Source organism: Exiguobacterium sp. BRG2 (assembly GCF_031844245.1).
GTDB lineage: Bacteria > Bacillota > Bacilli > Exiguobacteriales > Exiguobacteriaceae > Exiguobacterium_A.
On sequence record NZ_JAUZUW010000002.1, the window covers coordinates 1 to 24450 of the forward strand.

Genomic DNA, 24450 nt, shown 5'->3' on the forward strand with positions numbered 1-24450 from the left:
CAGAAAAAAAACCTTAACTCAAGAATGGAAGTCTTGAGTTAAGGATTTTCATACAAATGTCAGCTTGTCGCAATCAAGCGAATTTTTTTATGGCGTTTCAATTTATGGAGGAGCCAAGCGTGAACGACCTCACAGGATTGACGTGGTAACGTCAGTTCAACAAGCGATTCCTGCTGTTGCCCTTTAATGACGAAAAGTCCATTTTCTTCATCGACAGGGGCGATGGTCATTGAACTCGCTTCATTCAGCGACAGTTTCACTTCACCGAGTGTCGCATCCTTTAATTTGAGGATGTTCCCGTTCGTCGCAAATTTCGTGAATGAGCCAATTCCGTTCACTTTTAACTGATCCATATTGAATTCCTCCTTCTGCTGATTCCAGTACCATCCCTACAAAAAAACAGGTCTAACTTCTATCTTAAAAAGGTTATCCTCATTATAGCGAAGTCCTCACAAGATGCTAGTCTTATTTTGTGTGAAAATTCGAAAAATTTTTTAACGATATTGTCACATTGTCCAGAATAACCGTAAAGAAGGAATCATCATTTAAAATTCAAATAGAACAAAAGCATCCTTTTCTAAAAGAAAAAGATGCTAAAGGTCAATTTAACTCAAAACTCCATTTCTTTTTTCGGCACACAAGCGTTCCACGTCTAAGAATTGATTCTTTCTCGGCTTCAAAATCTTCATGTAACACGCTCATGTCTTCATAACGGCCAGCCACATAGACAGGAATCGTAATATTTCTTGAAAAAACAGATCGCTTTGCGCTTTCGAAATCAATCAGGACCCCTTCTCCGAGAAAATGACGGATATGAATCATGATTTCAGCTGTTAAAGCAACAGAGGCAACGGATCGTGCGTGCTGTCGGAATTTTCGTTGCACAAGATCAGCAATCAATTGTTCGACGCTTGCCCAGTCTTTTAAGTAAACGGAAGCATGAAGTCCGTCATGCTCGCTAAAATAGACCAATTCATTTTCAATCGAATCAAGGAAGGGAAGTGGCATTCCACGTTTCATATGCATTAGAAATAATAATTCCGCGATTTCGACATCCGTTAATACGTCGAGTGAATGGGAGGAACGAATATCGATAGCGATCAATGGATGACGCTGCACATCCGTGGATTGTGAAAACTGTTCGATTTCATGCGCTTCGATATAATGTAGCATTGTCCGAAACGATTGTTTCGTCTGCTTGAAATCACTTCCTGAAATAAGCAAAGGACGCTTTAAATCGACGGCTGCGGCGAAATCAGAGAAATGCACCCCTGACATCGTCAAGCGTTGATTTTCTTCGTCCTCATATAAGTAAAGTAACGCACTTGACATACCACTTCGCTTCCTTTCCGTGACTAACTCATTCATAATTCAATAGTAGCAAAACTTCGAATTGCCTGAAAGGATATTTACTCCTGAAAACGGGCATACTACATAGAGAAGCATAAAGAGAGGTGATGGAGCATGTGGGGCTTGCGAAAGCCATTCCCGGAATTGCGAACCGAGCGCTTCGTATTACGTGAGCTCGAAAACCGTGACGCACGTGAATTGTTTAAAATCCTATCAGATGATGAAGTCATGTACTATTACGGATCAGATCCGCTTGTGACAGTCTATGAAGCAAAAAATGTCATCAGTTACTTCAAGGAACAGTTTACACAAGGTAAAGCGATTCGCTGGGCAATTGCTGATGCAGAAACGAATCAATTGATCGGTACGATTGGTTTTCATAACTGGCTTTCCCAATACCATCGAGCTGAAATTGGCTTTGAAGTCAGTCAAGAGTATTGGCAACGCGGGGTGGCTTCCGAAGCGGCTCGAGCTGTTCTGACTTACGGATTTGAGGAATTCGCTCTCCATCGTATCAGTGCTCTCGTAGCACCTGAGAATCTTGCTTCCAATGCATTGGTTCAAAAATTAGGGTTTCAAGCAGAAGGATTATTAGAAGATTATGCATATAGTCATGGTCGTTTCATGAACTTGACGATGTACCGTATGCTCGCATCTGAGTGGAAGGGATGAGGTAGTCAATGGAAAAACAAACACTTGTACTCCTACATGGATTTACAGGAGGGACAGATTATTTTAATCGGGTAGAGGCAAATTTACGACATTCTTTTGAAGTTTTACCGTTGAGTTTACCAGGACATGAAGGACTGGATGTCGGACCTGATACGATTGAGGGGTTCGCAGAATGGGTCATGGATGATCTAGAGCGACGTGGTGTTGAAAAGCCAATCATCGTTGGTCACTCTTTTGGCGGGTACATCACGGCTGCAATCGTGGAAAGGTATGCCGACCAAATCAGTGGATATGGTCTCGTTTACTCAACGGCGAAAGCAGATGATGAACAAGCGAAACAAAAACGAAATCAAAATATCACGCGCGTCGAAGAAGTTGGAGTAAGAGAATTTGTCAATGGTCTTGTTCCGTCCTTATTTGCGGAAGGAGCCGATGAATTCGCTGTTGCTGAAGCACTTGAAATTGGGTATATGATGACCGTCGAAGGAGCCATCCGTGCACTCTCTGCGATGCGAGATCGTCGGGATATGACGAAAGCTTTAACGAAAGCAAACGTAAAAGGTGTCATCATTCATGGTACGAAGGATCCATTGATCTCAGAGGAAAGTGCGTTTGCACCAACAAATGATCATCTCATACATCGGTCAACAGACAGTGGACACATGGGGATGTTTGAGACACCGGATGCCTTCGTTGCAATTATCGAAGAAGCATTCAAGTAAGTTTTTGCCCTACGGTCATGTCTGTAGGGCATTTGCTTTGCATTTCAGATTAGATATCTGAAATGATAGAAGTGGAGGGGATACACATGAAAATCGTAGCGATTGAACCAACACCAAGTCCAAATAACATGAAAGTCATCGTTGATGAGGTCTTTTCGGAAAAGGGGCAGACATTCGAGCATGCCTTTGGCGCACCGGAACACATTCAGCGATTACTTGAAATACCTGGCGTTAAGTTTGTTTATCAGGTCAGTGACTTTTTATCGATCGAGCGTTATCCGAAATATGATTGGCGTTCGCTTGTCATCGATATACGACGTGCGTTCGGTGAAACGTTAAATGACGTTGAACAGCACGAGACAGATGCTGAGTATGAGCCAGTCCATTTATTTGTACAGTTCATTTTAGGCGTACCAATGCAAATCAAAGGTGTGAAAGGCTTAGAAGAAAAACGAGAAGGGTTGCCAGAACGATTCCGAGAAGCAGCGCTATTCGTCCAACCGTTCGTTCAGAATGTCATTAGCGATCGACGCTGGGTGGAACAAGCACCTCGATACGGTGACCTTGACGAAAGTTTGCGTGAAGTAGCGAATGAGATTGAGATCGCATATCCAGTCGAACGTATCGAACGTCTCAAGTCGCTCGCAGCAGGGGAAGATATTGCCTTTAGTGGTCAAGCTATTCGTTCGTCTGATTGGAAAGAACGATTCGCGGCGCTTGATGAACTGCCTGTTGAAATGGAATGGGTTCCGGCGTATGCACGATTATTACAGGATGAAAAAATGCAAATTCGTCGTCAAGCAATCGTAAAGCTTGGGATGTTCGAAGAACATCGGGAAGAATTATTAGAGTATCTGACAAGTGCACTCCATGATCCATCAGGTATCGTACGACGAACAGCAGGTGATACGATTTCGGATTGGGCGATGCCAGAGGCTGAACCAATGATGATGGAGGCTTTGACGGATAAAAATAAACTAGTACGTTGGCGGGCTGCTCGATTCCTGTTCGATGTTGGAACAGAACAGTCGATTCCAAGACTGCGTGAAGCGAGCCGAGACCGAGAATATGAAGTCGCTTTACAGGCGGAACTCGCCTTGACTCGAATCGAAAGTGGGGAAGAAGCACTAGGGACGGTTTGGCAACAAATGAATCGAATGATAGATGAAAGTTCATGAGAACTCAAAATAATATTGTGTGAAAGAATCATTCGACAAAATGAGCCATCGATTGTCTAGGTATATTTTCCCTGTTATCTAAAAATGATGGTAAAATAATCAAAATTATGTTGTCATCTTTTTGAAATCGAAATGAAATGTGTTGGAAACGCTCGTAAAAACGCTTGCATGCACCAACTATGTAGATTATTCCAAAATATCCCTATTTGAACTGGAATATTGTTTTGAAATGAAATGTCGAATGACTATTCTCTTCTTTTTTCATCTCTTTGATACAGTAAACCTACAACAACGAATTCGAAGCATGTAGGTCATCTTTTGGCTTGGCATATGAATGAGAAAAGGGGAGAATCGGGGATATGTTACTTTTCGCTGAAACTGATTTAGCAGTAGGATACAAGGAACGGACAACAACAGGGGTATATGTCACGATCGAAACAATGGACAGTCGTACGATTACATTGGTTGCACCAGCAAACGCGGCAGAAGATATCTGTGACGAACTGTTTGCGACAGGTTTAGAGCAATTGTTTTCATTCAAGATGAATCCATCTACTTTACCTGTAGCATAAGAGATGAAATGTACGAGAGAGGAAATCCTCTCTCGCTTTTTTTTGTGATAAAATTGATTAGATAAAAGGAGGGATGAAATGAAACGTCTCGTTTTCATTCTGTTGCTGCTTACTGTTTGTTTAGCAGGTTGCCAAGAAAAGAAACAACAGGCAACAAAAACCATGAACGAACCGATTCAGATTGCAGTCAAAACGACAAAGCAAGACAGTATGATGCAATTAGACATTTCCTTAACGAATCCAAATGATCACAGTGTAAACGTGACATACCCTTCCTCGCAACGATTTCAGGCTCAATTGATTGATGCAAAACAACACGTAACGTATGATTTTGAGAAAGAACAAGTATTCACGCAAGCGATTGAGAAGGATACGTTCACAAAACGCGAAACGAAACAGTACACGGTTGAATTACCGATCTCCTCTTTAGGTGATAGCAAGGAAGTTCGCGTATCGACAATCCGCCAGTTCAAAGGAGCAAATGCAAAACAAACGACGGATCAACAAATGATTGATTCAAAATGACGATCAAAACGATGTGAAGGAGTGAATTTATTCATGCAACAAGAAATCATCCAAGTAACAGGCGTTAAACCTATCATTGATCCAGCCCAAGAAGTAAACGAGCGGGTAGCCTTCTTGAAGGCGTATCTCAAGCATACAGGGGCGAAGGGATTCGTATTAGGCATCTCCGGGGGACAAGATTCAACGCTCGCAGGTCGTCTATGCCAACTGGCAGTTGAAGAGTTGCGAAAAGAAGAGGGACAAGATGTCTCATTTTATGCGGTCCGCTTGCCTTACGGTGAACAACAAGATGAAGCAGACGCACAGGCAGCCTTGACTTTTATTCAACCGGATCATTCGCTTCGTGTGAATATCAAACCAGCGGTCGAAGCATCGATGCGGGCATTCGAAGAGGCGACAGGTGCAGAACTTTCAGACTTTAGCAAAGGAAATACGAAAGCGCGAGAACGAATGAAGAGTCAATATGATTTAGCTGCTCATTATGGCTGTTTAGTCGTTGGAACGGATCATGCAGCCGAATTCGTGACGGGATTCTACACGAAACATGGGGATGGTGCATGTGATTTAACGCCATTAACGGGACTGAATAAACGGCAAGGGAAACAACTCTTACGTTACTTGAACGCCCCAGAAGTCTTGATTGAAAAAGTTCCGACAGCAGACCTTGAAGAAAATCGTCCGGCACTACCAGACGAAGTGGCACTCGGAATGACATACGAAGAAATTGATGATTATTTGGAAGGTAAGTCGATTTCAGAAGCAAGTCAAGAAAAGTTAGAGACGCAGTATAAACGTGTTGGACATAAGCATCATATGCCCGTCTCACCACTTGATGAATGGTGGAAAGCATAATCAAAAATAAGGAGATATGATTTCATGATTGAAATCATGTCTTTTTTCATGTTCTTCGATTCTTCTCCGGTCGTTATGGGAAAAGAAGAGAAACGATGGTTGAGGAGGCGAGAGTATGACGATTGGGATCATAGGTGGAGGGTTATCCGGATTGACAGCAGCGGCATTATTTGCAAAACAAGGAACACCGGTCACGCTCTGGGATGCTGGATTACTCGGAGGACGTGCCACCTCTCAAACCGTAAAGGGCTTTACATTTAATTACGGTGCCCATGCGATTTATGGACGCGATCAATCAATTCTTCGCAAATTAACGAAACAACTCGGTATCGAAGTGACGTGGCTTGATTTTTCAGCGAGTCGTGCGAAATATGAATTTTCAGGTCATTTGACGGCTGTTCCTGCGAATGCCTGGGGACTACTGAAAACAGAAGTCATCGAAGGAACGAACAAAGTACGTTTTACATGGGAGATTATTAAAACGATTTTACGAGTCGAACGAGGGAATCCGCAACAATCCATCGGGCAATGGTTAAAAACAGAACGCGTCGATGAACAAGTGGCACAGTTGATGCTTGATTTGGCATCAACGAATTTTTTTACGGCAGAACCAGAAAAAATTCCATCAGATGTCTATTTCGAGTATTATCAAAAGCTTTTTCGGACGCGAAAGCCTGTCTCATACATCGAAGGGGGTTGGCAAGGGTTAGTACAGGAATTGGAACGGATCATCCTAGAGAACCGCGGAGAGATCTTGAAAAAAACAAAAATAACAGCAGTCGAATTGACTACGACAGGATTCTTGGTACGTGATCGAAAAAAACAAGAATGGAATGTGGAACGGATCATCTTTGCCGTACCACCACGTGAAATCTTAAAAATGGCGACTCCAACGACGATCCAAAAATTCGTGACACCGCATGCGAGTCATGAACCCGTCGAAGTTTTCGTGTATGATCTCGGACTTCAGCCTTATATCCAAACACCGTACTCATACATCTACGACCGTTCGCATCGAGCGTTCATCACGGATTTATCGCATTATGATGCAAGCCTCGCACCAAAGGATGGTCAAGTCCTTCAAGCAATCGCTTATCTTGAACACGATCGACTTGAGGATCCTGATTATATCGGACATGTTCAAACGGGAATCGAACAGATGCTTGACGTTCATTTCACAGACTGGAGAGAACGTATCGTTGCAGAACGAACGATTAAACGAGCAGTCGTACAAGAAATCAAATGGAAAATGGGGCAAGGTCCTCTTGCGACTCAAATTCCGGGACATGCAGGTGTCGCTTTCGTCGGAGACTGGTGTGAAGGGACGGGACAACTCTCAGAGCTTGCGTTCTCAAGCGCCGTAAGTGTTTTCAATCGATGGACGTGATGTAAAACGACAAAAGAAGGAGAAGCCGAATTGACTTCTCCTTCTTTGTATTGACCAAAGATTCATATCTTACGCTTCATTGTTCGAACGTGCTGGATAGAACGCTAGAATCAAGAGTAATGTAAAGGCAATGAGACTCATCATCGGAATCGTCAAGAAACCGAAATAGTTGACCCATTTGATGAGACAGCCACTCGAACATAACGCTTCGCCATCGGGTAAACGCTCAAGGATGACATGGTACAAGGCGACACCAAAGCCGGCAAGCACATATAGGCGTACAAAGAGTGGATCGATCGTTTTCGACCGGAACAAGGATATGAGCAAATAAAAGGCTGTCGTATACATGAATAGTCGTTGCCACCAACAGAGAGGGCAGGGAATGAATCCACGAATTTCACTAAAATAGAGACTGCCAAGCGTTGCAATCGTTGAGATGATGAACATAAAATGATAGCGTGTCATATGTATCGTCCTTTCTAACGTGTTAAACTAATGCCATCTTATATCATGAGGAGTCGAATCTCACATTGCAAGTGTCGGAAATGGAAATGTTGATCACTTTATCGGAAGAATTGAATATGAGGCGAGCTGCTGAACGATTATTCGTTTCACAACCTGCGCTTAGTCAACGTCTTGTTGCGATTGAGAGACGCTGGGGAACCAAACTATTCATTCGTTCATCGCGTGGCTTAAGCATCACACCGCAAGGAGAAAAAGTGATTGGTCTCGCAAAAGAGATGAATCGGAAGGAACTCGAACTAAAAAGTGAATTGACGGCAGAAGAGGGTGCCGTTTACGGAACGCTTCGGATTGCTGTCGCCTCCATCATGGGACAATACTGGCTCCCGCGTGTCTTAAAACGATTCGTCGAGCGTTATCCGCATGTGCGTGTCCAGTTGGTCACCGGATGGTCAAGTGAGATGATGCGTCATATGTTAGAGGAACACTTTCATATCGGGATCATTCGTGGAAACCCGGACTGGAAAGGTGTTAAAGAGCGCCTTTTTTCAGACCCGCTCTATCTAGTTGATAGTGAGTTGACGTCGATTGAACAATTGCGTGTGACGGATCGCCCGTTCATCCAGTTCAAAAGTGATTCGACGTACTATCAAGAAATTTTAGAGTGGTGGCAAGATCGGTTCGCAAGTCCCCCATCTCGGACACTGGTCGTCGACCAAATCGAGACATGCAAACAGATGGCGTTACATGGCATCGGTTTTGCGATCTTACCTGAGTCGACGATTCAGCAATCGAATGAAGTCATGCAGCTTCCGTTGAAGACATCATCCGGAAAAGTACTGAAGCGAGATACTTGGATCTTGTCCACGGAGTCGATGCTTGAATTAAAACAAGTCCAAGCTTTTTGGGACATCGTAAAAGAAGAAGGAGGAAGTCAGTCAGATGGAATACGCCATTAAAATGCGGCGCGCGCTTCATAAAATACCGGAACCCGGGTTCAAGGAATTTAAGACGCAAGCTTTTATATTGGAACAAATTCGTGCATATCCGCCAGATCGTGTCACATATGACACGTTCGAAACAGGTGTTTTCGTCCGGGTGAAAGGATTGACTGGAAACCGGACGATCGGGTATCGCGCAGATATTGATGGATTACCGATTGAAGAAGCAACTGGGCTTCCGTTTTGCTCAGAACACCCGGGGTTCATGCATGCGTGTGGTCATGACATGCATGCTTCGATTGCATTAGGTTTGATGAAACGGATCGTTGAACTACCTGTCATGGATGATGTCGTCTTTTTATTCCAACCGGCAGAAGAAGGACCGGGTGGGGCGGAACCGATGATTAAAAGTCCGTTATTTGAAAAATATCGTCCGAGTGAGATGTATGGTCTTCACGTCGCACCGGAATATCCAGTCGGGACGATTGCCAGTCGTCCAGGTGTTCTGTTCGCAAGTGCTCGAGAAGTTCATATCACGATTTATGGTCAAAGTGGTCATGCGGCATTTCCTCATTTGACGATTGATACAGTTGTTGCGCAAGCAGCCTTGATCATGCAATTGCAAACGATCGTCAGTCGATCCATCAATCCGATGAATTGTAGTGTCATCACGATTGGAAAGGTCGATGCCGGGATTCGAGAAAACGTCATTGCTGGAAGAGCAGTCCTTGACGGAACGATGCGTGCGCTAAACGGCGAAGACATGGAAAAACTCGAACGTCGTGTCCGTGATATCATTCGAGGAATCGAAGCTTCGTTTGGTGTTAAAATCGATCTACAATTCGGTAATCGCTATTATGAAGTCGTCAACGACCGGCAAATCGTGGATAAATTCTCATCATTCGTCAAGATGAATGCCAACTATATCGAATGTGACGCGGCGATGACAGGGGAAGATTTTGGTTTCATGCTGAAAGAGATCCCAGGGATGATGTTCTGGCTCGGCGTCGATAATCCGACATCTGGATTGCATCAACCAACATTAAACCCGGATGAATCAGCCATTTCTTTTGTCATTGATTTACTTGACCATTATTTCCGAGAGTATGTTTAAAAGTTTTTATGAAATAATAAAGGATATAAAGCTTTCCCTTTCGAATTCAGGAATGGGAAAGTTTTTAATATATGTAGGAATAAGAGTTTTCGAACATTTTGTGAAAAAAATCACGTGTATATGTGAACAATTTGTTACATCAAACATTATAAACAGACACAAAGGGTTATGTTCTCTATGATACGGTTATAGACCATATAGAGAAGTATGTTTTAGGAAGAGGGGGCTAAATACATGTTCAATGATCCCGTAGTGCTCAGTCGATTGTTGACAGGGCTCACACTAGCGTTTCATATTATTTTCGCGACGATTGGTGTCGGAGTACCGCTCATGGTACTGGCAGCTGAATTCATCGGTCTGAAACGCAAAGATCCAGATTATATCTTATTAGCAAGACGGTGGACGCGTGGATACGTCGTTACCGTAGCAGTCGGTGTCGTAACAGGGACGGCAATCGGCTTGCAACTATCATTACTTTGGCCGTCACTCATGCAAGTAGCGGGTCAAACAATTGCTCTGCCACTATTTATGGAGACGTTCGCGTTCTTCTTTGAAGCGATTTTCCTTGGTATTTACTTGTATACGTGGGACCGGTTCAAAAATCCGTGGTTGCACTGGTTGATTGGGATTCCAGTCGTCATTGGTGCGACAGCATCAGCGTTCTTCATCACGACAGTCAACTCCTTCATGAACTCACCAGAAGGATTTAAGATCGTCAATGGTACGTTGACGCAAATCGAACCATTAAAAGCAATGTTTAATACAGCGACACCGACGAAGGCGACACACGTCATCGTTTCAGCTTACTTGACTGTTGCCTTTATCTTGGCAGCAATCGCGGCGTTCCATTTGCTTCGCAAAAAGACACTCTCAGCAGCAGAGACGGCATATCATAAGAAAGCTCTTCGTCTCACTGTCATGGCTGGTCTGATTTTCGCGTTCTCGACAGCACTTGTCGGTGACTTCTCAGGGAAATATTTAGCGAAATACCAGCCAGAAAAACTAGCAGCTGCGGAATGGCATTTTGATACGACAAATGAAGCAGAATTGATTTTTGGTGGGATACTTGATCAGCAAGAAGACGGCAGTTATGAAATCAAAGGAGCCGTCAAAATCCCATATGCGCTCTCAATTCTTGCAGGTGGGGCTCCGAATACGGAAGTCATCGGTTTAAACGAATTCGCAAAAGAAGATCAAGCACCACTGATCGTCCACTATTTCTTTGATATCATGGTATCGATTGGGATGTACTTGACTGCTATCTCTGCTTTGTTCATCTTGGCATTCCGATTGAAAAAATTGAATCCATATAATAAGTGGATTTTACGAGGGGTGTTCATCGGTGGTCCGTTAGCGATGATTTCAATCGAAGCGGGATGGATGTACGCTGAGATTGGTCGTCAACCTTGGACGCTTTACGGTATCATGCGAACAGCGGACGCGGCGACGACTTCAACAGCGGTTGGTCCGATGCTCATTTTATTCAGTGCATTGTACTTGTTGCTTGGCACGATTTGTACGGTCGTCTTATTACGGATGTTTAAGAAAAACACGGTTGGAAAAGAACTTCAAGAACTTGCTGAAAACCACCATGCACGCGGTGAAGCAATGTTCGTGGATGATAACAAGTAAGGAGGGAACGATTTGGACGTTCAAACACTAGGGATCACGGTCCTTTGGACTTTCCTGTACGGATATCTCATCGTTGCCTCAATTGACTTCGGTGCTGGATTTTACGCCTTTTATTCAAAATATACGAAGCGGGATCATCTGACGAATCGATTGATTCTTCGTTACCTCTCTCCTGTTTGGGAGGTAACGAATGTCTTCTTCGTATTCTTCTTCGTAGGACTAGTTGGGTTCTTCCCAGACTCCGCTTACTATTTCGGTACGGCACTACTCGTACCAGCGTCAATTGTTCTTGTCTTGATTGCGATTCGTGGTAGTTTTTATGCGTTCGCCAATTATGGATCAAACGACAGCATGTTCTACACATTTTTATATGGAGCGACAGGGTTGCTGATTCCTGCTGCGATGTCGACGACATTGACGATCAGTCAAGGTGGTTTCATCCGCAAAACGAATGATACAGTTGAGTTTTTAGGAACGAAATTATTTTCGAACTTTTACTCGTGGACGGTCGTAGCGCTCGCTATCGTATCTGTCTTATACATCAGCGCGATGTTCCTCTTATTCTACGCGGATAAAGCGAAAGATGAGGGAGCTACGCCGCTTATTCGGAAATGGGCACTCTTCTGGAGTGGACCAACAATCCTCGTCTGTGCGCTCGTCTTCTTTGGACTGAAGAACCAAGCAGCATGGCATTATGAAAATATCCTAAACGGCAACTGGTGGTGGTTCGCTGCTAGTTTCTTATTTTTCCTCATTGCCGTGATACTCGTCTATATGAAGAAAAACTATGGCATCGCGTTCGTCGCGGTCATGCTACAATATGCAGTCGCGTGGTTTGGTTACGGATATACACACTTGCCGTATATCTTGTATCCATATATCGATATCAACAAAGCAGTCGTAAACGAAACGATGGCTTCCGCACTCGTCGTCGTTTTCATCTTCGGACTTTTACTCTTAATTCCGGCGTTGTATTTGATTTTACGGCTCTTCTTGTTCGATAACGATTATGTACGTGGAAAATCATCAAAATAATGAATGGATAAACGCCTCTGCGATTCGCAGAGGCGTTTATAGTATTTTTAAATTGAATCGGGTACACTACTAAGGAAGAGCGATTGTGAAGGAGAGTTGTGAAAATGAATGGAGAGTTTGCAGTAATCGGACTAGGGCGTTTTGGTGGCTCGATTGTCCGCGAATTATCGAAAAACGGCTATGATGTCTTGGCAATTGATTCCGATGAGGAACGTGTCAACGAGTTCATGGGGATTGCGACACATTCTGTCATTGCCGATACGACCGATGAGAACGTTTTAAAAAGTTTGGGGATTCGAAACTTTGATCATGTCATCGTCGCTATTGGGGAGAACATTCAAGCGTCTATCTTGACGACGTTGATCTTAAAAGAGCTTGGTGTGCAATCGATCACCGTCAAAGCAACGAATGATTACCATGAAAAAGTATTGCGAAAAATCGGAGCGGATTTCATCGTTCACCCTGAGCGGGATATGGGGGTTCGGATTGCGAACGGATTAATGAGTTCGAATATCCTTGATTACTTAGACTTATCACAAGAATTTTCAATCGTTGAGATTAAAGTCAGTGATCAGATGGCAAAACAAACCTTAATTGATCTCGACTTACGAAGTAAATATGGAGCAAACGTTGTCGCCATCAAACGGGGGGAAAATGTCATGATCTCCTTGCAGGCAGATGAAGTCATTGAAAAAGGTGATTATCTCGTCGTCATTGGTGAGAATGAAGATCTTGATCGCTTAGAACGTGCGATTCATAAAGTAAAGAATTAAAAAAGCTGAGGCATGCCTCAGCTTTACATCTATCTATTAGATGAGTTGGAATTCTTTAAGTCCATGTGCGATACCGTCTTCAAGAATAGGTTTCGTGACATAATCGGCAGCGGCTTTTGTTTCCGGAAGTCCGTTGCCCATTGCAATACCGGTCCCGACATAGCGTAACATTTCAAGGTCATTGAGAGCATCTCCAAAAGCAAAGGTATCCTCGCGGCGAATGTTTGTCAATTTCAAGAACTGTTTGATGCCTTCTGCTTTCGAGGAACCGACGTTGATGACATCCATCGCATGGGGATGCCAGCGAATGAAATCAAAAGCATCGTAACGTTTGATGTAATCTGCTTCTTCTTCTGCCGTACAGTAGACAAGCGTTTGGAACACATCGTGAGACAAGAAGGCTTCTTCATCGTGAAGCGGTAACGGCATGTCGAGATCACCGAGCGAATCAACGACATGAAAATCATTTGATTTCGTTGTAAAACCTTTTGTTTCGCCAAGATAGACAAGCGTATGTCCGTTTTCCTTTGCTTGTTGCGTCAAATGTGTCAGATCGACTTTAGGTTGTGGACGTTTGTAGATGATTTCGTTTTGATGAACCACAATTTGCCCGTTGTAACCGATGATCGTATCAATGTTGAGCAACTCACGAATTCCAGATAACATTGCGGGACCGCGTCCAGTCGCGAGTGCTACATACACACCGTTTTCTTGAAGTTGACGAATTGCCTGTTTTGTTGATTCCGGAACGAAATGACCATCATGCAATAAGGTTCCGTCGATATCGAAAAAGACGACTTTCTGATTTGCCATGGTTTCACCTTCTCTTTTTAATTGGTCGAAATGACCTGTTCATGTGAAAGTATAGCATAACCAAAAGCGTGTTGCCGGAAGGGAACATGCGGAATAAGGATGAAAAATAGTCCATGTATCGTGTATACTGTACTAAGGACAAAAAACAATGTACTGATAAGGAGTTGCTAGACATGATTTTTAAAGTATTTTACCAACCGCTTCGTTCGGAAGCACCTGTTCGTGAACGGACAGAAACGATGTATGTAGAAGGGGAAAGCATTCGTGACGTGCGATCAACGATTGACCACCTCAAAGAGATCAACATTGAGTTCATCCGCGAAGTTAGTGGAGAATTTTTGACATACGAACAACAACATCCTGACTTCAAGGTTGCGACGTTCGAATGAAGTTCGTCAAAAACCATCAAGCCGCCGTCTTCGCACTCGGTGGACTCGGGGAAATCGGAAAGAACACGTATGTCGTTCAATTCCAAGATGAAATCATCGTCATCGACGCGGGTGTCATGTTCCCTGAGGATGAATTACTCGGAATCGACTATGTCATTCCGGACTACACTTATTTGATCAAGAACAAAGATAAGGTCAAAGGGGTCTTCATCACGCACGGTCACGAAGACCATATTGGCGGTCTTCCTTTCTTGCTTAAACAAGTAAACCTACCGATTTACGCTGGAAAAATTGCAATGGGTCTCATTAAAGTCAAACTAGAAGAACACGGTTTGCTTCGGAATGCAGAACTTCATGAAATCGATGAAGATTCGATCATCAAGTTTCGGAAGACGAGTATCTCGTTCTTCCGTACGACACACTCGATTCCGAACTCGTTCGGTGTCGTCGTCAAGACACCACAAGGCAATATCGTGCATACAGGGGACTTTAAGTTCGATTTCACACCGGTCGGAGAACCTGCTGATTTAGCGAAAATGGCTGAACTTGGTAAGGAAGGCGTCTTGTGCCTCTTATCGGATTCTACGAACGCTGAAGTGGAAGGTTTTACGATGAGCGAACGTGTCGTTGGGGAAACGATTTCAGACATCTTCCGTAAGGCGGAAGGACGAATCATTTTCGCGACATTCGCATCGAACATCTATCGTCTCCAACAAGTCGTCAATGCTTCTGTTGAAGCAGGACGAAAAATCGTCGTTTTCGGACGTAGCATGGATAAGGTCATGATGATTGGTCAAGAACTTGACTTCATCAAGGCGCCGAAGGGTACGATCATCGAGCCGAACGAGATGAAGCGTTATAAATCAAACGAGTTGACGATCCTTTGTACCGGTTCACAAGGAGAACCGATGGCGGCCCTTAGTCGTATCGCAAACGGAACACACCGTCAAATCTCAATCATTCCAGATGATCTCGTCATCTTCTCTTCGTCACCTATCCCGGGGAACGTCGTCTCAGTCGGAAAGACGATCAACCAGTTGTACAAAGCTGGCGCGGATGTCATGTACGGTAAATTAAATGACATCCATACATCAGGTCATGGTAGTCAACAAGAGCAGTTGCTCATGTTGCGTCTATTGAATCCGAAATACTTCATGCCGATTCACGGAGAATACCGGATGCTGAAGAAGCATATGTCGCTAGCAATGGATGCTGGTGTACCGGAAGAAAACTGTTTCGTCATGGATAACGGTGAAGTGCTGGCATTAGATGCAAATGCAGCCGCTATCACTGGGAAGATTCAAGCGAACGCCGTTTATGTTGACGGAAAAGGAATCGGTGATATCGGTAACATCGTCTTACGAGACCGCCGTATTCTCTCAGAAGAGGGACTTGTCGTCGTTGTCGTGACGCTTGACTCTAAAACGAATCGTCTCGTCTCAGGACCGGATATCATCTCGCGCGGTTTCGTCTACATGCGTGAGTCAGGTAATTTGATTAAAGATGCTGAACGTCTACTCAAGCGCTCGCTTGATCAATCGCTTGCGAACCGTAACACGAAATGGACGGACATCAAACAAGTCATCAATGATACGCTCACACCGTATTTAACTGAAAAAACACAACGTCATCCGATGGTCATGCCGATCATCATGGAAGTCTGATTCGAAAAAATCCTCGTTTCCGGAAACGGAAACGAGGATTTTTATATTATGTGGCAGGACCATATTCCTTGAATGGTTCTTTTTTATCGATCCGATCATAGAACATGACGCCATCTAAATGATCATATTCGTGTTGACAGACGATTGCTTTCATACCTTTTAAACGTAATTTTACCGGATTTCCGTTATGATCGATGCCAGTTAGGGTAATACGCATATAGCGCGGTACATGTCCTTCGACTTCACGGTCGACGGACAAACATCCTTCGCCGCCTGTTAAATACGTCTGCTCGACGGAATGACTGATGATTTTTGGATTATAAATACCGAATTCCAATAAATCGTCACCATCCGGTAAGCGGATTGCGAACATACGCTTGTTGACACCGATTTGTGGTGCTGCAAGTCCAATGCCGCTTCGTAGGTCATATTTCTTCGCAATTTCATCATCTTGACTATTAGCGAGGAACTCGCGCATGAGTCGCATCGTTTCCTTATCCTCATCGCTGAGAGGGAAGGTCACTTCTACTGACCGTTCGTGAAGAGCAGGAACGTCTTCGCGTACGATTTCATTCATGGTGATCATGAACAACACTCCTTTCATCTACAAAAAGTATAGCATAGGAAAGTGGGGAATGATGACAACTAACACAGTAGGAAAATATCGAATGATACAGAAGATGGAATATTCTAGTTTTGTGATTGAATTCACAATGTGAATCGCGAAAAAAATAAAACATTTCCTTTGATTTTAAGGTGTTACAGATTTATACTTGTAACGTAATGAACAAGACACTATAACGTGTCGATTCATGATAATACAGTTTACTCAACTGAATAGGTACACAGACACATGTTCAAAGGATAGTCACACGGGACTTCGTTTTTTGGACACTATTGTCATGTGGGCAAATCAGTCAGAGGAATATTTCGCTGAACGCAGTGAAAGGATGAGGTGAAAAGATGAACGTAAACATGTTTAAAAACGTGGAAGAAAACTTTGAAACGTTCCGCATTCTTGACGAGAAAGGTGAAGTCGTCAATAAAGACGCTATGCCAGACCTCTCGGATGAAGAGCTTACGGAATTAATGCGCCGTCTCGTATACACACGTATCTGGGACCAACGTGCAATCTCACTTAACCGTCAAGGACGCCTTGGTTTCTATGCTCCAGTAGCTGGACAAGAAGCGTCAATGATCGGTACGCAATTCGCTTTGGATAAAGATGACTGGATTCTTCCTGGATACCGTGATATTCCACAAATGGTCTTCCATGGCTTCCCACTTTACAAAGCATTCTTGTTCTCACGCGGTCACATCACAGGCGGTCAGATTCCTGAGGGTGTTAACGTCTTAATGCCACAAATCATCATCGGTGCGCAGATCGTTCAAGCGGCTGGTGTTGCTCTCGGTCTTAAGAAAAGCGGTAAAGAACAAGTAGCGATCACTTACACAGGTGATGGTGGTTCTTCACAAGGAGACTTCTATGAAGGAATGAACTTTGCTGGAGCTTTCAAAGCACCTGCAATCTTCGTCGTTCAAAACAACCGTTTCGCAATCTCGACACCTGTCGAAAAACAATCAATGGCGAAAACTATCGCTCAAAAAGCTGTTGCTGCTGGTATCAATGGTATCCAAGTCGACGGTATGGACGTTCTTGCTGTATACGCTGCTACGAAACAAGCACGCGTAGAAGCACTTAACGGTGTTCCGACATTGATCGAAACATTGACTTACCGTTATGGACCACACACACTCGCTGGTGATGATCCAACACGTTACCGTACAAAAGACATGGATGATGAATATCAAGCACAAGATCCACTCGTCCGTTTCCGTGCTTTCATGGAAGCAAAAGGTCTTTGGAACGAAGATAAAGAGAACGAAGTCATCGAGCAAGCTAAAGCTGACGTTAAGGAAGCACTTGCACAAGCTGACAAAGAACCAAAACAAAAAGTTACAGATTTCATCAACGTGATGGCTGAAAAGCTTCCACTAAACCTGCAAGAGCAGCTTGATGAGTATACAGCAAAGGAGTCGAAATAACCCATGGCACAAATGACGATGATCCAAGCGATCACTGACGCAATGCGCGTCGAGATGAAACGCGACGAACAAGTTCTCTTGTTCGGTGAAGACGTCGGTAAAAACGGTGGGGTATTCCGTGCGACAGAAGGTCTTCAAGATGAACTCGGCGAAGACCGTGTCTTCGATACACCACTTGCGGAATCAGGTATTGGTGGTCTTGCTGTCGGATTCAGTCTGACAGGATTCCGTCCAATCATGGAAATCCAATTCTTCGGATTCGTATTCGAAGTATTCGATTCAGTTGCAGCACAACTCGCGCGTCTCCGTTACCGTTCAGGTGGCACATACAATGCGCCTGTAACAATCCGTTCACCATTCGGTGGCGGTGTTAAAACACCGGAACTTCACGCAGATAACCTCGAAGGACTCATGGCTCAGTCACCAGGACTTAAAGTTGTCATTCCTTCAACACCATACGATGCAAAAGGTCTCTTGATCGCGTCAATCCGTGATAACGACCCAGTCGTATTCCTCGAGCACATGAAACTCTACCGTTCATTCCGCGGTGAAGTGCCAGAGGGCGATTACACGATCGAACTCGGAAAAGCTGATGTAAAACGTGAAGGTACAGATGTAACGATCGTCACTTACGGTGCGATGGTGCACGCTTCACTTAAAGCAGCAGAAGAGCTCGAAAAAGAAAACATCAGCGTCGAAATCATCGACTTGATGACGATCAGCCCGATCGATATCGATACGATTCTTGCTTCTGTCAAGAAAACAAACCGTGTCGTCGTCGTTCAAGAAGCACAAAAACAAGCGGGTATCGCTGCAATGGTTGCAACTGAAATCCAAGAACGTGCAATCCTTGACCTCGAAGCGCCAATTCTTCGTGTTGCTGCTCCAGATACGATCTTCCCATTCGCACAAGGTGAAGACGTCTGGATTCCGGATCACAAAGATATCGTCGAAAAAGTCAAGACTGTCTACAATTTCTAAGAGCATTTCGGAAAATATGGAGAGGGGTGCATTCTCTCCTTGCTTCCGTTTTTACAGATAACAATCGACTAGAAGAGTGAACTAAAAGGAGGCATATTCAAATGGGTTTATTTGAATTCAAATTGCCGGATATCGGTGAGGGTATTCATGAAGGTGAAATCGTAAAGTGGTTCGTAAAAGCGGGCGACACTGTCAAAGAAGATGATGTTCTTCTTGAAGTACAAAACGATAAAGCAGTCGTTGAAATTCCATCGCCAGTTGATGGTACTGTTAAAGAAGTAAAAGTTGACGAAGGTGTCGTAGCTGTCGTTGGCGACGTCCTCATCACTTTCGAAGTCGAAGGCGAAGGTTCTGCTCCTTCTGAAGAAGCAGAGCAACCAAAAGCTGAAGAAAATGCGAAAGACGTTCAAGATACGGATCAAAAAGTGGAAGACAAACCAAATGAGGTTCAAATCCATAAATCAGAACGCGTCATCGCGATGCCATCTGTCCGTAAATATGCACGTGAAAAAGGTGTCGACATCCGTGAAGTCCAAGGTTCTGGAGACAACGGTCGTGTCGTCAAAGAAGACATCGATGCATTCGCAAACGGTGGTCAAACTTCTGAAGCACCAGCAACAGAAGAAAAAGCACCAGCTGCAGCTGCTTCTGCACCAAAAACAGAAGTTAAGCCATACGTTGCTGCTCAACCTGAACTTGAAACACGCGAGAAAATCAAAGGAATCCGTAAAGCGATTTCGAAAGCAATGGTTAACTCGAAACATACAGCTCCACACGTAACACTCATGGACGAAGTCGATGTTACGAACCTCGTTGCACTCCGTAAAAACTTCAAAGAAGTTGCGGCTGCTCAAGGTACGAAATTGACTTACCTTCCGTTCGTCGTAAAAGCATTGACTGCTGCTGCTAAAAAATACCCGGCAATCAACGCATCAATCGACGATGTAAACGAAGAAATCGTCTACAAAAACTACTTCAACATCGGCATTGCTGCTGATACAGACAACGGTCTTGTCGTACCAGTCGTTAAAGATGCAGATCGTAAATCGATCTTCGCACTTGCTGACAACATCAATGACCTTGCTGGTAAAGCACGTGACGGAAAACTTTCTGGCGACGAGATGAAAGGCGGATCAATCACGATCACTAACATCGGTTCTGCTGGCGGTCAATGGTTCACACCAGTCATCAACCACCCAGAAGTTGCAATCCTCGGTATCGGTCGTATCGCTGAAAAAGCGGTCGTTAAAAACGGCGAAATCGTTGCTGCACCAGTTCTTGCACTTTCATTCAGCTTCGACCACCGTCTCATCGATGGTGCAACTGCACAAAACGCGCTTAACTTAGTTAAACGCCTATTGAACGACCCACAACTTCTCATCATGGAGGGATAAGCAATGGTAGTAGGTGAATTCGCACAAGAAACAGATTTACTCGTAATCGGGGCTGGCCCTGGTGGTTACGTTGCTGCAATCCGCGGCGCGCAACTTGGTATGAAAGTAACAATCGTTGAACGTGAAAACGTCGGTGGCGTCTGCTTAAACGTAGGATGTATCCCATCAAAAGCCTTGATCACTGCAGGACATAACTTCCAGCACGCTAAAGGTTCAAGCGATATGGGGATCACTTCTGAGAATGCAACTGTCGATTTCTCGAAAGTTCAATCTTGGAAACAATCTGTCGTCAATAAATTGACTGGCGGCGTTAGTGGTCTTCTTAAAGGGAACAAAGTCGAGACTGTCGTTGGGGAAGCTTACTTCCAATCAGAAGATACAGTCCGTATCATCAACGAAGATTCTTCGACTCCTTACAAATTCAAGAAATGTATCATCGCGACAGGTTCGACTCCAATCGAACTTCCAGCTTTCAAATGGTCAAAACGCGTTCTTTCTTCAACAGGCGCATTGAACCTTCCTGAAATCCCGAAAAAACTCATCGTCATCGGTGGCGGATACATCGGGATGGAGCTTGGTACAGCGTATGCGAACTTCGATACAGAAGTCGTCATTCTTGAAGGAACAAAAGACATCCTTTCTGGTTTCGAGCCTGCTATGACGCAAGTCGTTAAGAAAAAGCTCAAACAAAAAGGTAACATCACGATCCACAACGAAGCACTTGCTCAAAGTGTGGAAGAGTCGGAAGATGGCGTTAAAGTAACATTCGAAGTCAACGGTGAAGCACAAACAGTTGAAGCGGACTACGTCCTCGTCACTGTCGGTCGCCGTCCGAACACTGGTGATCTTGGTCTTGAAATGGCAGAAGTCAAAGTCAGCGACCGTGGTCTTGTCGAAATCGACGATCAGTGCCGTACTTCAAACGAAAACATCTACGCAATCGGTGATATCGTTCCAGGACCACCACTTGCACACAAAGCTTCATTCGAAGCTAAAATTGCTGCTGAAGCAGCTGCAGGACACCCTGCATACCTCGACTACAGCGCGATTCCAGCAGTCGTCTTCACAGACCCAGAACTCGCTACTGTCGGTTACACTGAAGCACAAGCGAAAGAAGAAGGACTCGACTACATCGCGTCTAAATTCCCTTACGCTGCGAATGGTCGTGCACTTGCACTCAACGAGCCAGACGGCTTCTTGAAAATGATCACTCGTAAATCAGATGGTCTCTTGATCGGCGCGCAAATCGCTGGTACAGGCGCATCTGATATGATCGCTGAAATGGGACTCGCAATCGAGTCTGGTATGACAGCTGAAGATATCGCACTCACAATCCACGCGCACCCATCACTCGGTGAAATCGCAATGGAAACTGCTGAAGTTGCAATCGGTAGCCCAATTCACATCATTAAATAATTTCGAAACACCTCATACACGGGGAGCCGACCGTGTATGAGGTGTTTTTTTGTTTTGTCTTGATTCAAAAAAGGAAAAGAGTAAAAAATGGAGAGGGTGGACGCATATGGAATCCGTGACTGCCTTAGAGGAGCTGTATTACGTATCAGAGATGGATAAGGTTCGCTTTGTAGGCTGGACGACCGCATTCGCTCGCTATGATTTCGCTGTCATCTGTACAGGACAATTTTTTGGGAAAGTACTCGTCGTTAGTTTAACCGGTGGTCAGTCAGCGTTACTTGATCAACAGGATGTGTTGAATGGAGAAGTTTTAGTTCGTACTTTTGCAATTGAGCAAGAGGATGTTGCATTAATTGGTGAAGCATTAGCGGCATTCATTCCTTGTTCGCCAAACGATGAATATGCAGAATGAAACGATCCAATTAAAAAAGCAGTAATCCTCATCTAGTAAGGATTACTGCTTTGTTTTGTCTTCACCGAATTGCATTCGATTGCTGAATGACTTTGATCGTCTCGAGCGAATGATCCTCAAGACCTTGAACCGGAAGACCAGCTTCAATGTTTTCTTTAATATAGGCAAGGTTGTCTGCCGTGATCATTTCGCCAGGAATAAAGATGGGAATACCAGGAGGGTACACCATCATGAATTCAGCTGAAATCCGTCCGACCGCATCGACTAACGGAATTGTCTCTGTTTCTTCATAGAAAGCATCACGTGGGCTGAGAGCGAGCGCTGGAATGTCTGGAAGGACGATTGAGTGATCAGTCGTTTCAGCGCCATTATTCTGATAGCGTGCAACAAGTAAAGACATCGCATGTAGGAATGCATCGATTGTCTCTTCCGAGTCACCAGAAGTGATGATGACAAGGATATTATTTAAATCAGAAAGTTCAACTTCGATCCGATGTTCTTCACGCAAAAACTCTTCGACAAGGTGACCAGAAATACCAAGTCCCTTAACGGAAACGAGCACTTTCGTTGGATCAAAAGCGAACGTCGCACTTGAATGAAGATCGGATTCGCCGAAAACGGCGAGATAAGGAAGCTTCGCTAATCCGAAACGCATCCGTGTCGCGAGCTCGAGTGCCCGACGATTCATTGCTTCACCGTTGATTGCAAGATGGCGCCGTGCGCAGTCAAGAGAAGCAAGCAGTAGATAGGATGTTGAAGTCGTCGTCAACATCGAGAGTACCGCTTGGACCTTATCTGGAGAGACAAGACCCCGGCGAACGTTTAAAACAGAGCTTCCAGTGAGTGACCCACCGAGTTTATGGACACTCGTTGCTGCGAGATCAGCTCCTGCTTGCATCGCAGATAATGGCATATCTTCGTGGAAGGCGATATGGACGCCGTGTGCTTCGTCGACGAGTACCGGAATACCCTTACTATGGGAAAGTTTGACGATGCTCTCCAAGTCGCCAGCAACGCCGAAATAAGTCGGGTTGATGACGAGCACTGCCTTTGTATCAGGATGAAGTGCAAGGGCACGTTCTACCGCGCTTGGTGTGATACCGTGTGCGATACCAAATGTCTCATCGAATTCAGGATGAATGAAAATCGGGTGCGCACCAGAAAGAACGATAGCTGACATCACCGATTTATGAACATTCCGAGGAACGAGAATTTTATCATCAGGTCCGACGACGCTCATGATCATTGCCATGATTGCGGTTGACGTTCCTTGTACGGAAAAGAACGTTTCGTCGGCATGGAAGGCTTGAGCTGCCAATTGATGAGCTTCCTTAATGATTGCCTTTGGATGATGAAGATCATCAAGGGGAGCGATATTGATTAAATCGATATCGAGCGCATTCTGACCGATGAACGATCGAAAGGCTGGATCCATTCCTTGACCATTTTTATGACCGGGAATATGAAATTGAATTGGTTGACGTTTCGCATGCGCGAGTAGCGCATCGAATAAAGGTGTATCGAGCTGTGTTAAGCTTTTTGTTTGCACCAGATTTCCCCCCTTAAAACCGAATAAAAATACAATCAAACAAGCTAACTATAACAAGTTTTCGAACGGTTGCAACTGTTTTATGCTTCTTTTCCGTGTAAAATAGAAAAGTGCAGAAAGGAAGTGGGAATGATGGCATTGAGTTATCCGCTCAATTCCGATTGGTCGACGGAAGAAATCGTGAAAGTCATCGACTTTTTCAATTTAGTCGAACAAGCGTATGAATCAGGTGTAGAACGACAACGTTTGCTCGAGGCATATCGGGAATTTAAGCAAATCGTCACCTCGAAATCCGAGGAAAAACAGTGGGATCAGTTTTATATGGAAGAGACAGGTTGCTCAAGTTATCGGACGATGCAACAGGCAAAACGCCAAGAAGATCCAATCGTGCGCATGAAAAAATAATGACATCATAAAAGATAAGACTCCTATGCGATCGTATAGGAGTCTTATCTTTTATACGGACTGGAAATGTGCGGAAAATGATCATCATTTGTTTAAAGTGGAAGGGAAGCGGCTATATACTACATACAAGACGTTATCCTTACAAATATGTGAAACTGTATTTTTT

The 24450-nt window shown here is 44.2% G+C and carries 26 protein-coding genes; 20 read left to right on the forward strand and 6 right to left on the reverse strand.

Annotated features, from left to right (window positions below; genetic code table 11):
• Window positions 1–59: 59 nt before the first annotated feature.
• Both Q9R23_RS02680 and Q9R23_RS02685 read right to left on the reverse strand, forming a co-directional pair.
• Window positions 60–353 (reverse strand): hypothetical protein, encoded by a 294-nt coding sequence (locus Q9R23_RS02680; protein WP_290759447.1) that lies wholly within the window; start codon window positions 351–353, stop codon window positions 60–62.
• Window positions 354–600: 247 nt separating this feature from the next.
• On the reverse strand, window positions 601–1332 hold the full coding sequence (locus Q9R23_RS02685) for a hypothetical protein (RefSeq protein ID WP_214854666.1): 732 nt from the start codon (window positions 1330–1332) through the stop codon (window positions 601–603).
• A 132-nt stretch (window positions 1333–1464) separates the two neighbouring features.
• Here Q9R23_RS02685 and Q9R23_RS02690 point away from each other — a divergent pair, with 132 nt between their 5' ends.
• The 7 genes from Q9R23_RS02690 (at window position 1465) to Q9R23_RS02720 (ending at window position 7258) form a co-directional block, all read left to right on the forward strand.
• Window positions 1465–2022: a GNAT family N-acetyltransferase gene (locus Q9R23_RS02690; protein ID WP_035406655.1), complete on the forward strand. Its 558-nt coding sequence runs from the start codon at window positions 1465–1467 to the stop codon at window positions 2020–2022.
• An 8-nt stretch (window positions 2023–2030) separates the two neighbouring features.
• Window positions 2031–2744: an alpha/beta fold hydrolase gene (locus Q9R23_RS02695; RefSeq protein WP_311246376.1), complete on the forward strand. Its 714-nt coding sequence runs from the start codon at window positions 2031–2033 to the stop codon at window positions 2742–2744.
• An 86-nt stretch (window positions 2745–2830) separates the two neighbouring features.
• The gene (locus Q9R23_RS02700; protein ID WP_056062400.1) at window positions 2831–3922 is read left to right on the forward strand and encodes a conserved virulence factor C family protein; all 1092 of its coding nucleotides are present in this window, start codon (window positions 2831–2833) and stop codon (window positions 3920–3922) included.
• Window positions 3923–4281: 359 nt separating this feature from the next.
• Window positions 4282–4494: a hypothetical protein gene (locus Q9R23_RS02705; RefSeq protein WP_214854661.1), complete on the forward strand. Its 213-nt coding sequence runs from the start codon at window positions 4282–4284 to the stop codon at window positions 4492–4494.
• A 78-nt stretch (window positions 4495–4572) separates the two neighbouring features.
• Window positions 4573–5019, forward strand: a complete 447-nt coding sequence (locus Q9R23_RS02710; RefSeq protein WP_308101789.1) for a BsuPI-related putative proteinase inhibitor — start codon at window positions 4573–4575, stop codon at window positions 5017–5019.
• 33 nt (window positions 5020–5052) lie between these two features.
• Window positions 5053–5871 (forward strand): ammonia-dependent NAD(+) synthetase, encoded by an 819-nt coding sequence (gene nadE, locus Q9R23_RS02715; protein ID WP_035406669.1) that lies wholly within the window; start codon window positions 5053–5055, stop codon window positions 5869–5871.
• Between the two features lie 115 nt (window positions 5872–5986).
• Window positions 5987–7258, forward strand: coding sequence for an FAD-dependent oxidoreductase (locus Q9R23_RS02720; RefSeq protein WP_311246377.1), 1272 nt, complete (start codon window positions 5987–5989; stop codon window positions 7256–7258).
• Window positions 7259–7327: 69 nt separating this feature from the next.
• Here Q9R23_RS02720 and Q9R23_RS02725 read toward each other — a convergent pair whose 3' ends face one another.
• The gene (locus Q9R23_RS02725) at window positions 7328–7723 is read right to left on the reverse strand and encodes a disulfide bond formation protein B (RefSeq protein ID WP_035406674.1); all 396 of its coding nucleotides are present in this window, start codon (window positions 7721–7723) and stop codon (window positions 7328–7330) included.
• A gap of 65 nt (window positions 7724–7788) precedes the next feature.
• Here Q9R23_RS02725 and Q9R23_RS02730 point away from each other — a divergent pair, with 65 nt between their 5' ends.
• The 5 genes from Q9R23_RS02730 to Q9R23_RS02750 all read left to right on the forward strand — a co-directional run bounded on the left by Q9R23_RS02730 (window position 7789) and on the right by Q9R23_RS02750 (window position 13215).
• Window positions 7789–8679 (forward strand): transcriptional regulator CcpC, encoded by an 891-nt coding sequence (locus tag Q9R23_RS02730; RefSeq protein ID WP_023468861.1) that lies wholly within the window; start codon window positions 7789–7791, stop codon window positions 8677–8679.
• A complete protein-coding gene (locus Q9R23_RS02735; protein ID WP_311246378.1) occupies window positions 8663–9775 on the forward strand; it encodes an N-acetyldiaminopimelate deacetylase in 1113 nt (370 codons plus the stop codon). Before Q9R23_RS02730 ends, Q9R23_RS02735 begins: the two co-directional genes overlap by 17 nt.
• Before the next feature lie 234 nt (window positions 9776–10009).
• Window positions 10010–11407, forward strand: a complete 1398-nt coding sequence (locus Q9R23_RS02740; RefSeq protein ID WP_035406678.1) for a cytochrome ubiquinol oxidase subunit I — start codon at window positions 10010–10012, stop codon at window positions 11405–11407.
• 12 nt (window positions 11408–11419) lie between these two features.
• Complete coding sequence (locus Q9R23_RS02745; RefSeq protein WP_311246379.1) at window positions 11420–12442, forward strand: cytochrome d ubiquinol oxidase subunit II; 1023 nt, start codon at window positions 11420–11422, stop codon at window positions 12440–12442.
• A 104-nt stretch (window positions 12443–12546) separates the two neighbouring features.
• Window positions 12547–13215, forward strand: a complete 669-nt coding sequence (locus tag Q9R23_RS02750; protein ID WP_214854655.1) for a potassium channel family protein — start codon at window positions 12547–12549, stop codon at window positions 13213–13215.
• Between the two features lie 36 nt (window positions 13216–13251).
• Here the strand turns inward: Q9R23_RS02750 and Q9R23_RS02755 are convergent, their stop codons facing one another.
• Window positions 13252–14028 carry a Cof-type HAD-IIB family hydrolase gene (locus Q9R23_RS02755; RefSeq protein ID WP_035406686.1) on the reverse strand — a complete coding sequence of 259 codons (777 nt, stop codon included), beginning with the start codon at window positions 14026–14028 and terminating at the stop codon, window positions 13252–13254.
• Window positions 14029–14201: 173 nt separating this feature from the next.
• Between Q9R23_RS02755 and Q9R23_RS02760 the strand changes: the two genes are divergently transcribed.
• Together Q9R23_RS02760 and rnjA are read left to right on the forward strand one after the other, a co-directional pair.
• Entirely contained in the window at window positions 14202–14417 is a 216-nt protein-coding gene (locus tag Q9R23_RS02760; protein ID WP_029342182.1) for a DNA-dependent RNA polymerase subunit epsilon, read from the forward strand.
• Complete coding sequence (rnjA, locus tag Q9R23_RS02765) at window positions 14414–16081, forward strand: ribonuclease J1 (RefSeq protein WP_035406688.1); 1668 nt, start codon at window positions 14414–14416, stop codon at window positions 16079–16081. The genes Q9R23_RS02760 and rnjA overlap by 4 nt, the downstream gene beginning before the upstream one ends.
• 46 nt (window positions 16082–16127) lie before the next feature.
• Here the strand turns inward: rnjA and def are convergent, their stop codons facing one another.
• The gene (def, locus tag Q9R23_RS02770) at window positions 16128–16667 is read right to left on the reverse strand and encodes a peptide deformylase (RefSeq protein ID WP_023468853.1); all 540 of its coding nucleotides are present in this window, start codon (window positions 16665–16667) and stop codon (window positions 16128–16130) included.
• 377 nt (window positions 16668–17044) lie between these two features.
• On the opposite strand from def, the gene pdhA reads away from it, so the two are divergent.
• From pdhA to Q9R23_RS02795, 5 genes are all read left to right on the forward strand, one after another.
• Window positions 17045–18127: a pyruvate dehydrogenase (acetyl-transferring) E1 component subunit alpha gene (gene pdhA / locus Q9R23_RS02775; protein WP_035406689.1), complete on the forward strand. Its 1083-nt coding sequence runs from the start codon at window positions 17045–17047 to the stop codon at window positions 18125–18127.
• A gap of 3 nt (window positions 18128–18130) precedes the next feature.
• Window positions 18131–19108, forward strand: a complete 978-nt coding sequence (locus tag Q9R23_RS02780; RefSeq protein ID WP_035406692.1) for an alpha-ketoacid dehydrogenase subunit beta — start codon at window positions 18131–18133, stop codon at window positions 19106–19108.
• A 101-nt stretch (window positions 19109–19209) separates the two neighbouring features.
• Entirely contained in the window at window positions 19210–20502 is a 1293-nt protein-coding gene (locus Q9R23_RS02785; protein WP_311246380.1) for a dihydrolipoamide acetyltransferase family protein, read from the forward strand.
• Window positions 20503–20505: 3 nt separating this feature from the next.
• Window positions 20506–21918: a dihydrolipoyl dehydrogenase gene (gene lpdA, locus Q9R23_RS02790; RefSeq protein ID WP_029342176.1), complete on the forward strand. Its 1413-nt coding sequence runs from the start codon at window positions 20506–20508 to the stop codon at window positions 21916–21918.
• A gap of 106 nt (window positions 21919–22024) precedes the next feature.
• Window positions 22025–22330: an SAV0927 family protein gene (locus Q9R23_RS02795; protein ID WP_214854652.1), complete on the forward strand. Its 306-nt coding sequence runs from the start codon at window positions 22025–22027 to the stop codon at window positions 22328–22330.
• 61 nt (window positions 22331–22391) lie between these two features.
• Here Q9R23_RS02795 and Q9R23_RS02800 read toward each other — a convergent pair whose 3' ends face one another.
• Window positions 22392–23879: an aminotransferase class I/II-fold pyridoxal phosphate-dependent enzyme gene (locus Q9R23_RS02800; protein ID WP_035406702.1), complete on the reverse strand. Its 1488-nt coding sequence runs from the start codon at window positions 23877–23879 to the stop codon at window positions 22392–22394.
• 132 nt (window positions 23880–24011) lie between these two features.
• On the opposite strand from Q9R23_RS02800, the gene Q9R23_RS02805 reads away from it, so the two are divergent.
• Window positions 24012–24284, forward strand: a complete 273-nt coding sequence (locus Q9R23_RS02805; RefSeq protein WP_214854650.1) for a UPF0223 family protein — start codon at window positions 24012–24014, stop codon at window positions 24282–24284.
• Window positions 24285–24450 lie beyond the last annotated feature (166 nt).

Coding starts and splice junctions, on each gene's coding strand:
- pdhA (WP_035406689.1), top strand. CDS start 17,045: ATGAACGTAAACATGTTTAAAAACGTGGAAGAAAACTTTGAAACGTTC.
- Q9R23_RS02695 (WP_311246376.1), top strand. CDS start 2,031: ATGGAAAAACAAACACTTGTACTCCTACATGGATTTACAGGAGGGACA.
- Q9R23_RS02780 (WP_035406692.1), top strand. CDS start 18,131: ATGGCACAAATGACGATGATCCAAGCGATCACTGACGCAATGCGCGTC.
- Q9R23_RS02795 (WP_214854652.1), top strand. CDS start 22,025: ATGGAATCCGTGACTGCCTTAGAGGAGCTGTATTACGTATCAGAGATG.
- Q9R23_RS02750 (WP_214854655.1), top strand. CDS start 12,547: ATGAATGGAGAGTTTGCAGTAATCGGACTAGGGCGTTTTGGTGGCTCG.
- Q9R23_RS02755 (WP_035406686.1), bottom strand. CDS start 14,028: ATGGCAAATCAGAAAGTCGTCTTTTTCGATATCGACGGAACCTTATTG.
- Q9R23_RS02700 (WP_056062400.1), top strand. CDS start 2,831: ATGAAAATCGTAGCGATTGAACCAACACCAAGTCCAAATAACATGAAA.
- nadE (WP_035406669.1), top strand. CDS start 5,053: ATGCAACAAGAAATCATCCAAGTAACAGGCGTTAAACCTATCATTGAT.
- Q9R23_RS02720 (WP_311246377.1), top strand. CDS start 5,987: ATGACGATTGGGATCATAGGTGGAGGGTTATCCGGATTGACAGCAGCG.
- lpdA (WP_029342176.1), top strand. CDS start 20,506: ATGGTAGTAGGTGAATTCGCACAAGAAACAGATTTACTCGTAATCGGG.
- rnjA (WP_035406688.1), top strand. CDS start 14,414: ATGAAGTTCGTCAAAAACCATCAAGCCGCCGTCTTCGCACTCGGTGGA.
- Q9R23_RS02690 (WP_035406655.1), top strand. CDS start 1,465: ATGTGGGGCTTGCGAAAGCCATTCCCGGAATTGCGAACCGAGCGCTTC.
- Q9R23_RS02760 (WP_029342182.1), top strand. CDS start 14,202: ATGATTTTTAAAGTATTTTACCAACCGCTTCGTTCGGAAGCACCTGTT.
- Q9R23_RS02805 (WP_214854650.1), top strand. CDS start 24,012: ATGGCATTGAGTTATCCGCTCAATTCCGATTGGTCGACGGAAGAAATC.
- Q9R23_RS02785 (WP_311246380.1), top strand. CDS start 19,210: ATGGGTTTATTTGAATTCAAATTGCCGGATATCGGTGAGGGTATTCAT.
- Q9R23_RS02735 (WP_311246378.1), top strand. CDS start 8,663: ATGGAATACGCCATTAAAATGCGGCGCGCGCTTCATAAAATACCGGAA.
- Q9R23_RS02705 (WP_214854661.1), top strand. CDS start 4,282: ATGTTACTTTTCGCTGAAACTGATTTAGCAGTAGGATACAAGGAACGG.
- Q9R23_RS02740 (WP_035406678.1), top strand. CDS start 10,010: ATGTTCAATGATCCCGTAGTGCTCAGTCGATTGTTGACAGGGCTCACA.
- Q9R23_RS02710 (WP_308101789.1), top strand. CDS start 4,573: ATGAAACGTCTCGTTTTCATTCTGTTGCTGCTTACTGTTTGTTTAGCA.
- Q9R23_RS02685 (WP_214854666.1), bottom strand. CDS start 1,332: ATGTCAAGTGCGTTACTTTACTTATATGAGGACGAAGAAAATCAACGC.
- Q9R23_RS02680 (WP_290759447.1), bottom strand. CDS start 353: ATGGATCAGTTAAAAGTGAACGGAATTGGCTCATTCACGAAATTTGCG.
- def (WP_023468853.1), bottom strand. CDS start 16,667: ATGATCACCATGAATGAAATCGTACGCGAAGACGTTCCTGCTCTTCAC.
- Q9R23_RS02725 (WP_035406674.1), bottom strand. CDS start 7,723: ATGACACGCTATCATTTTATGTTCATCATCTCAACGATTGCAACGCTT.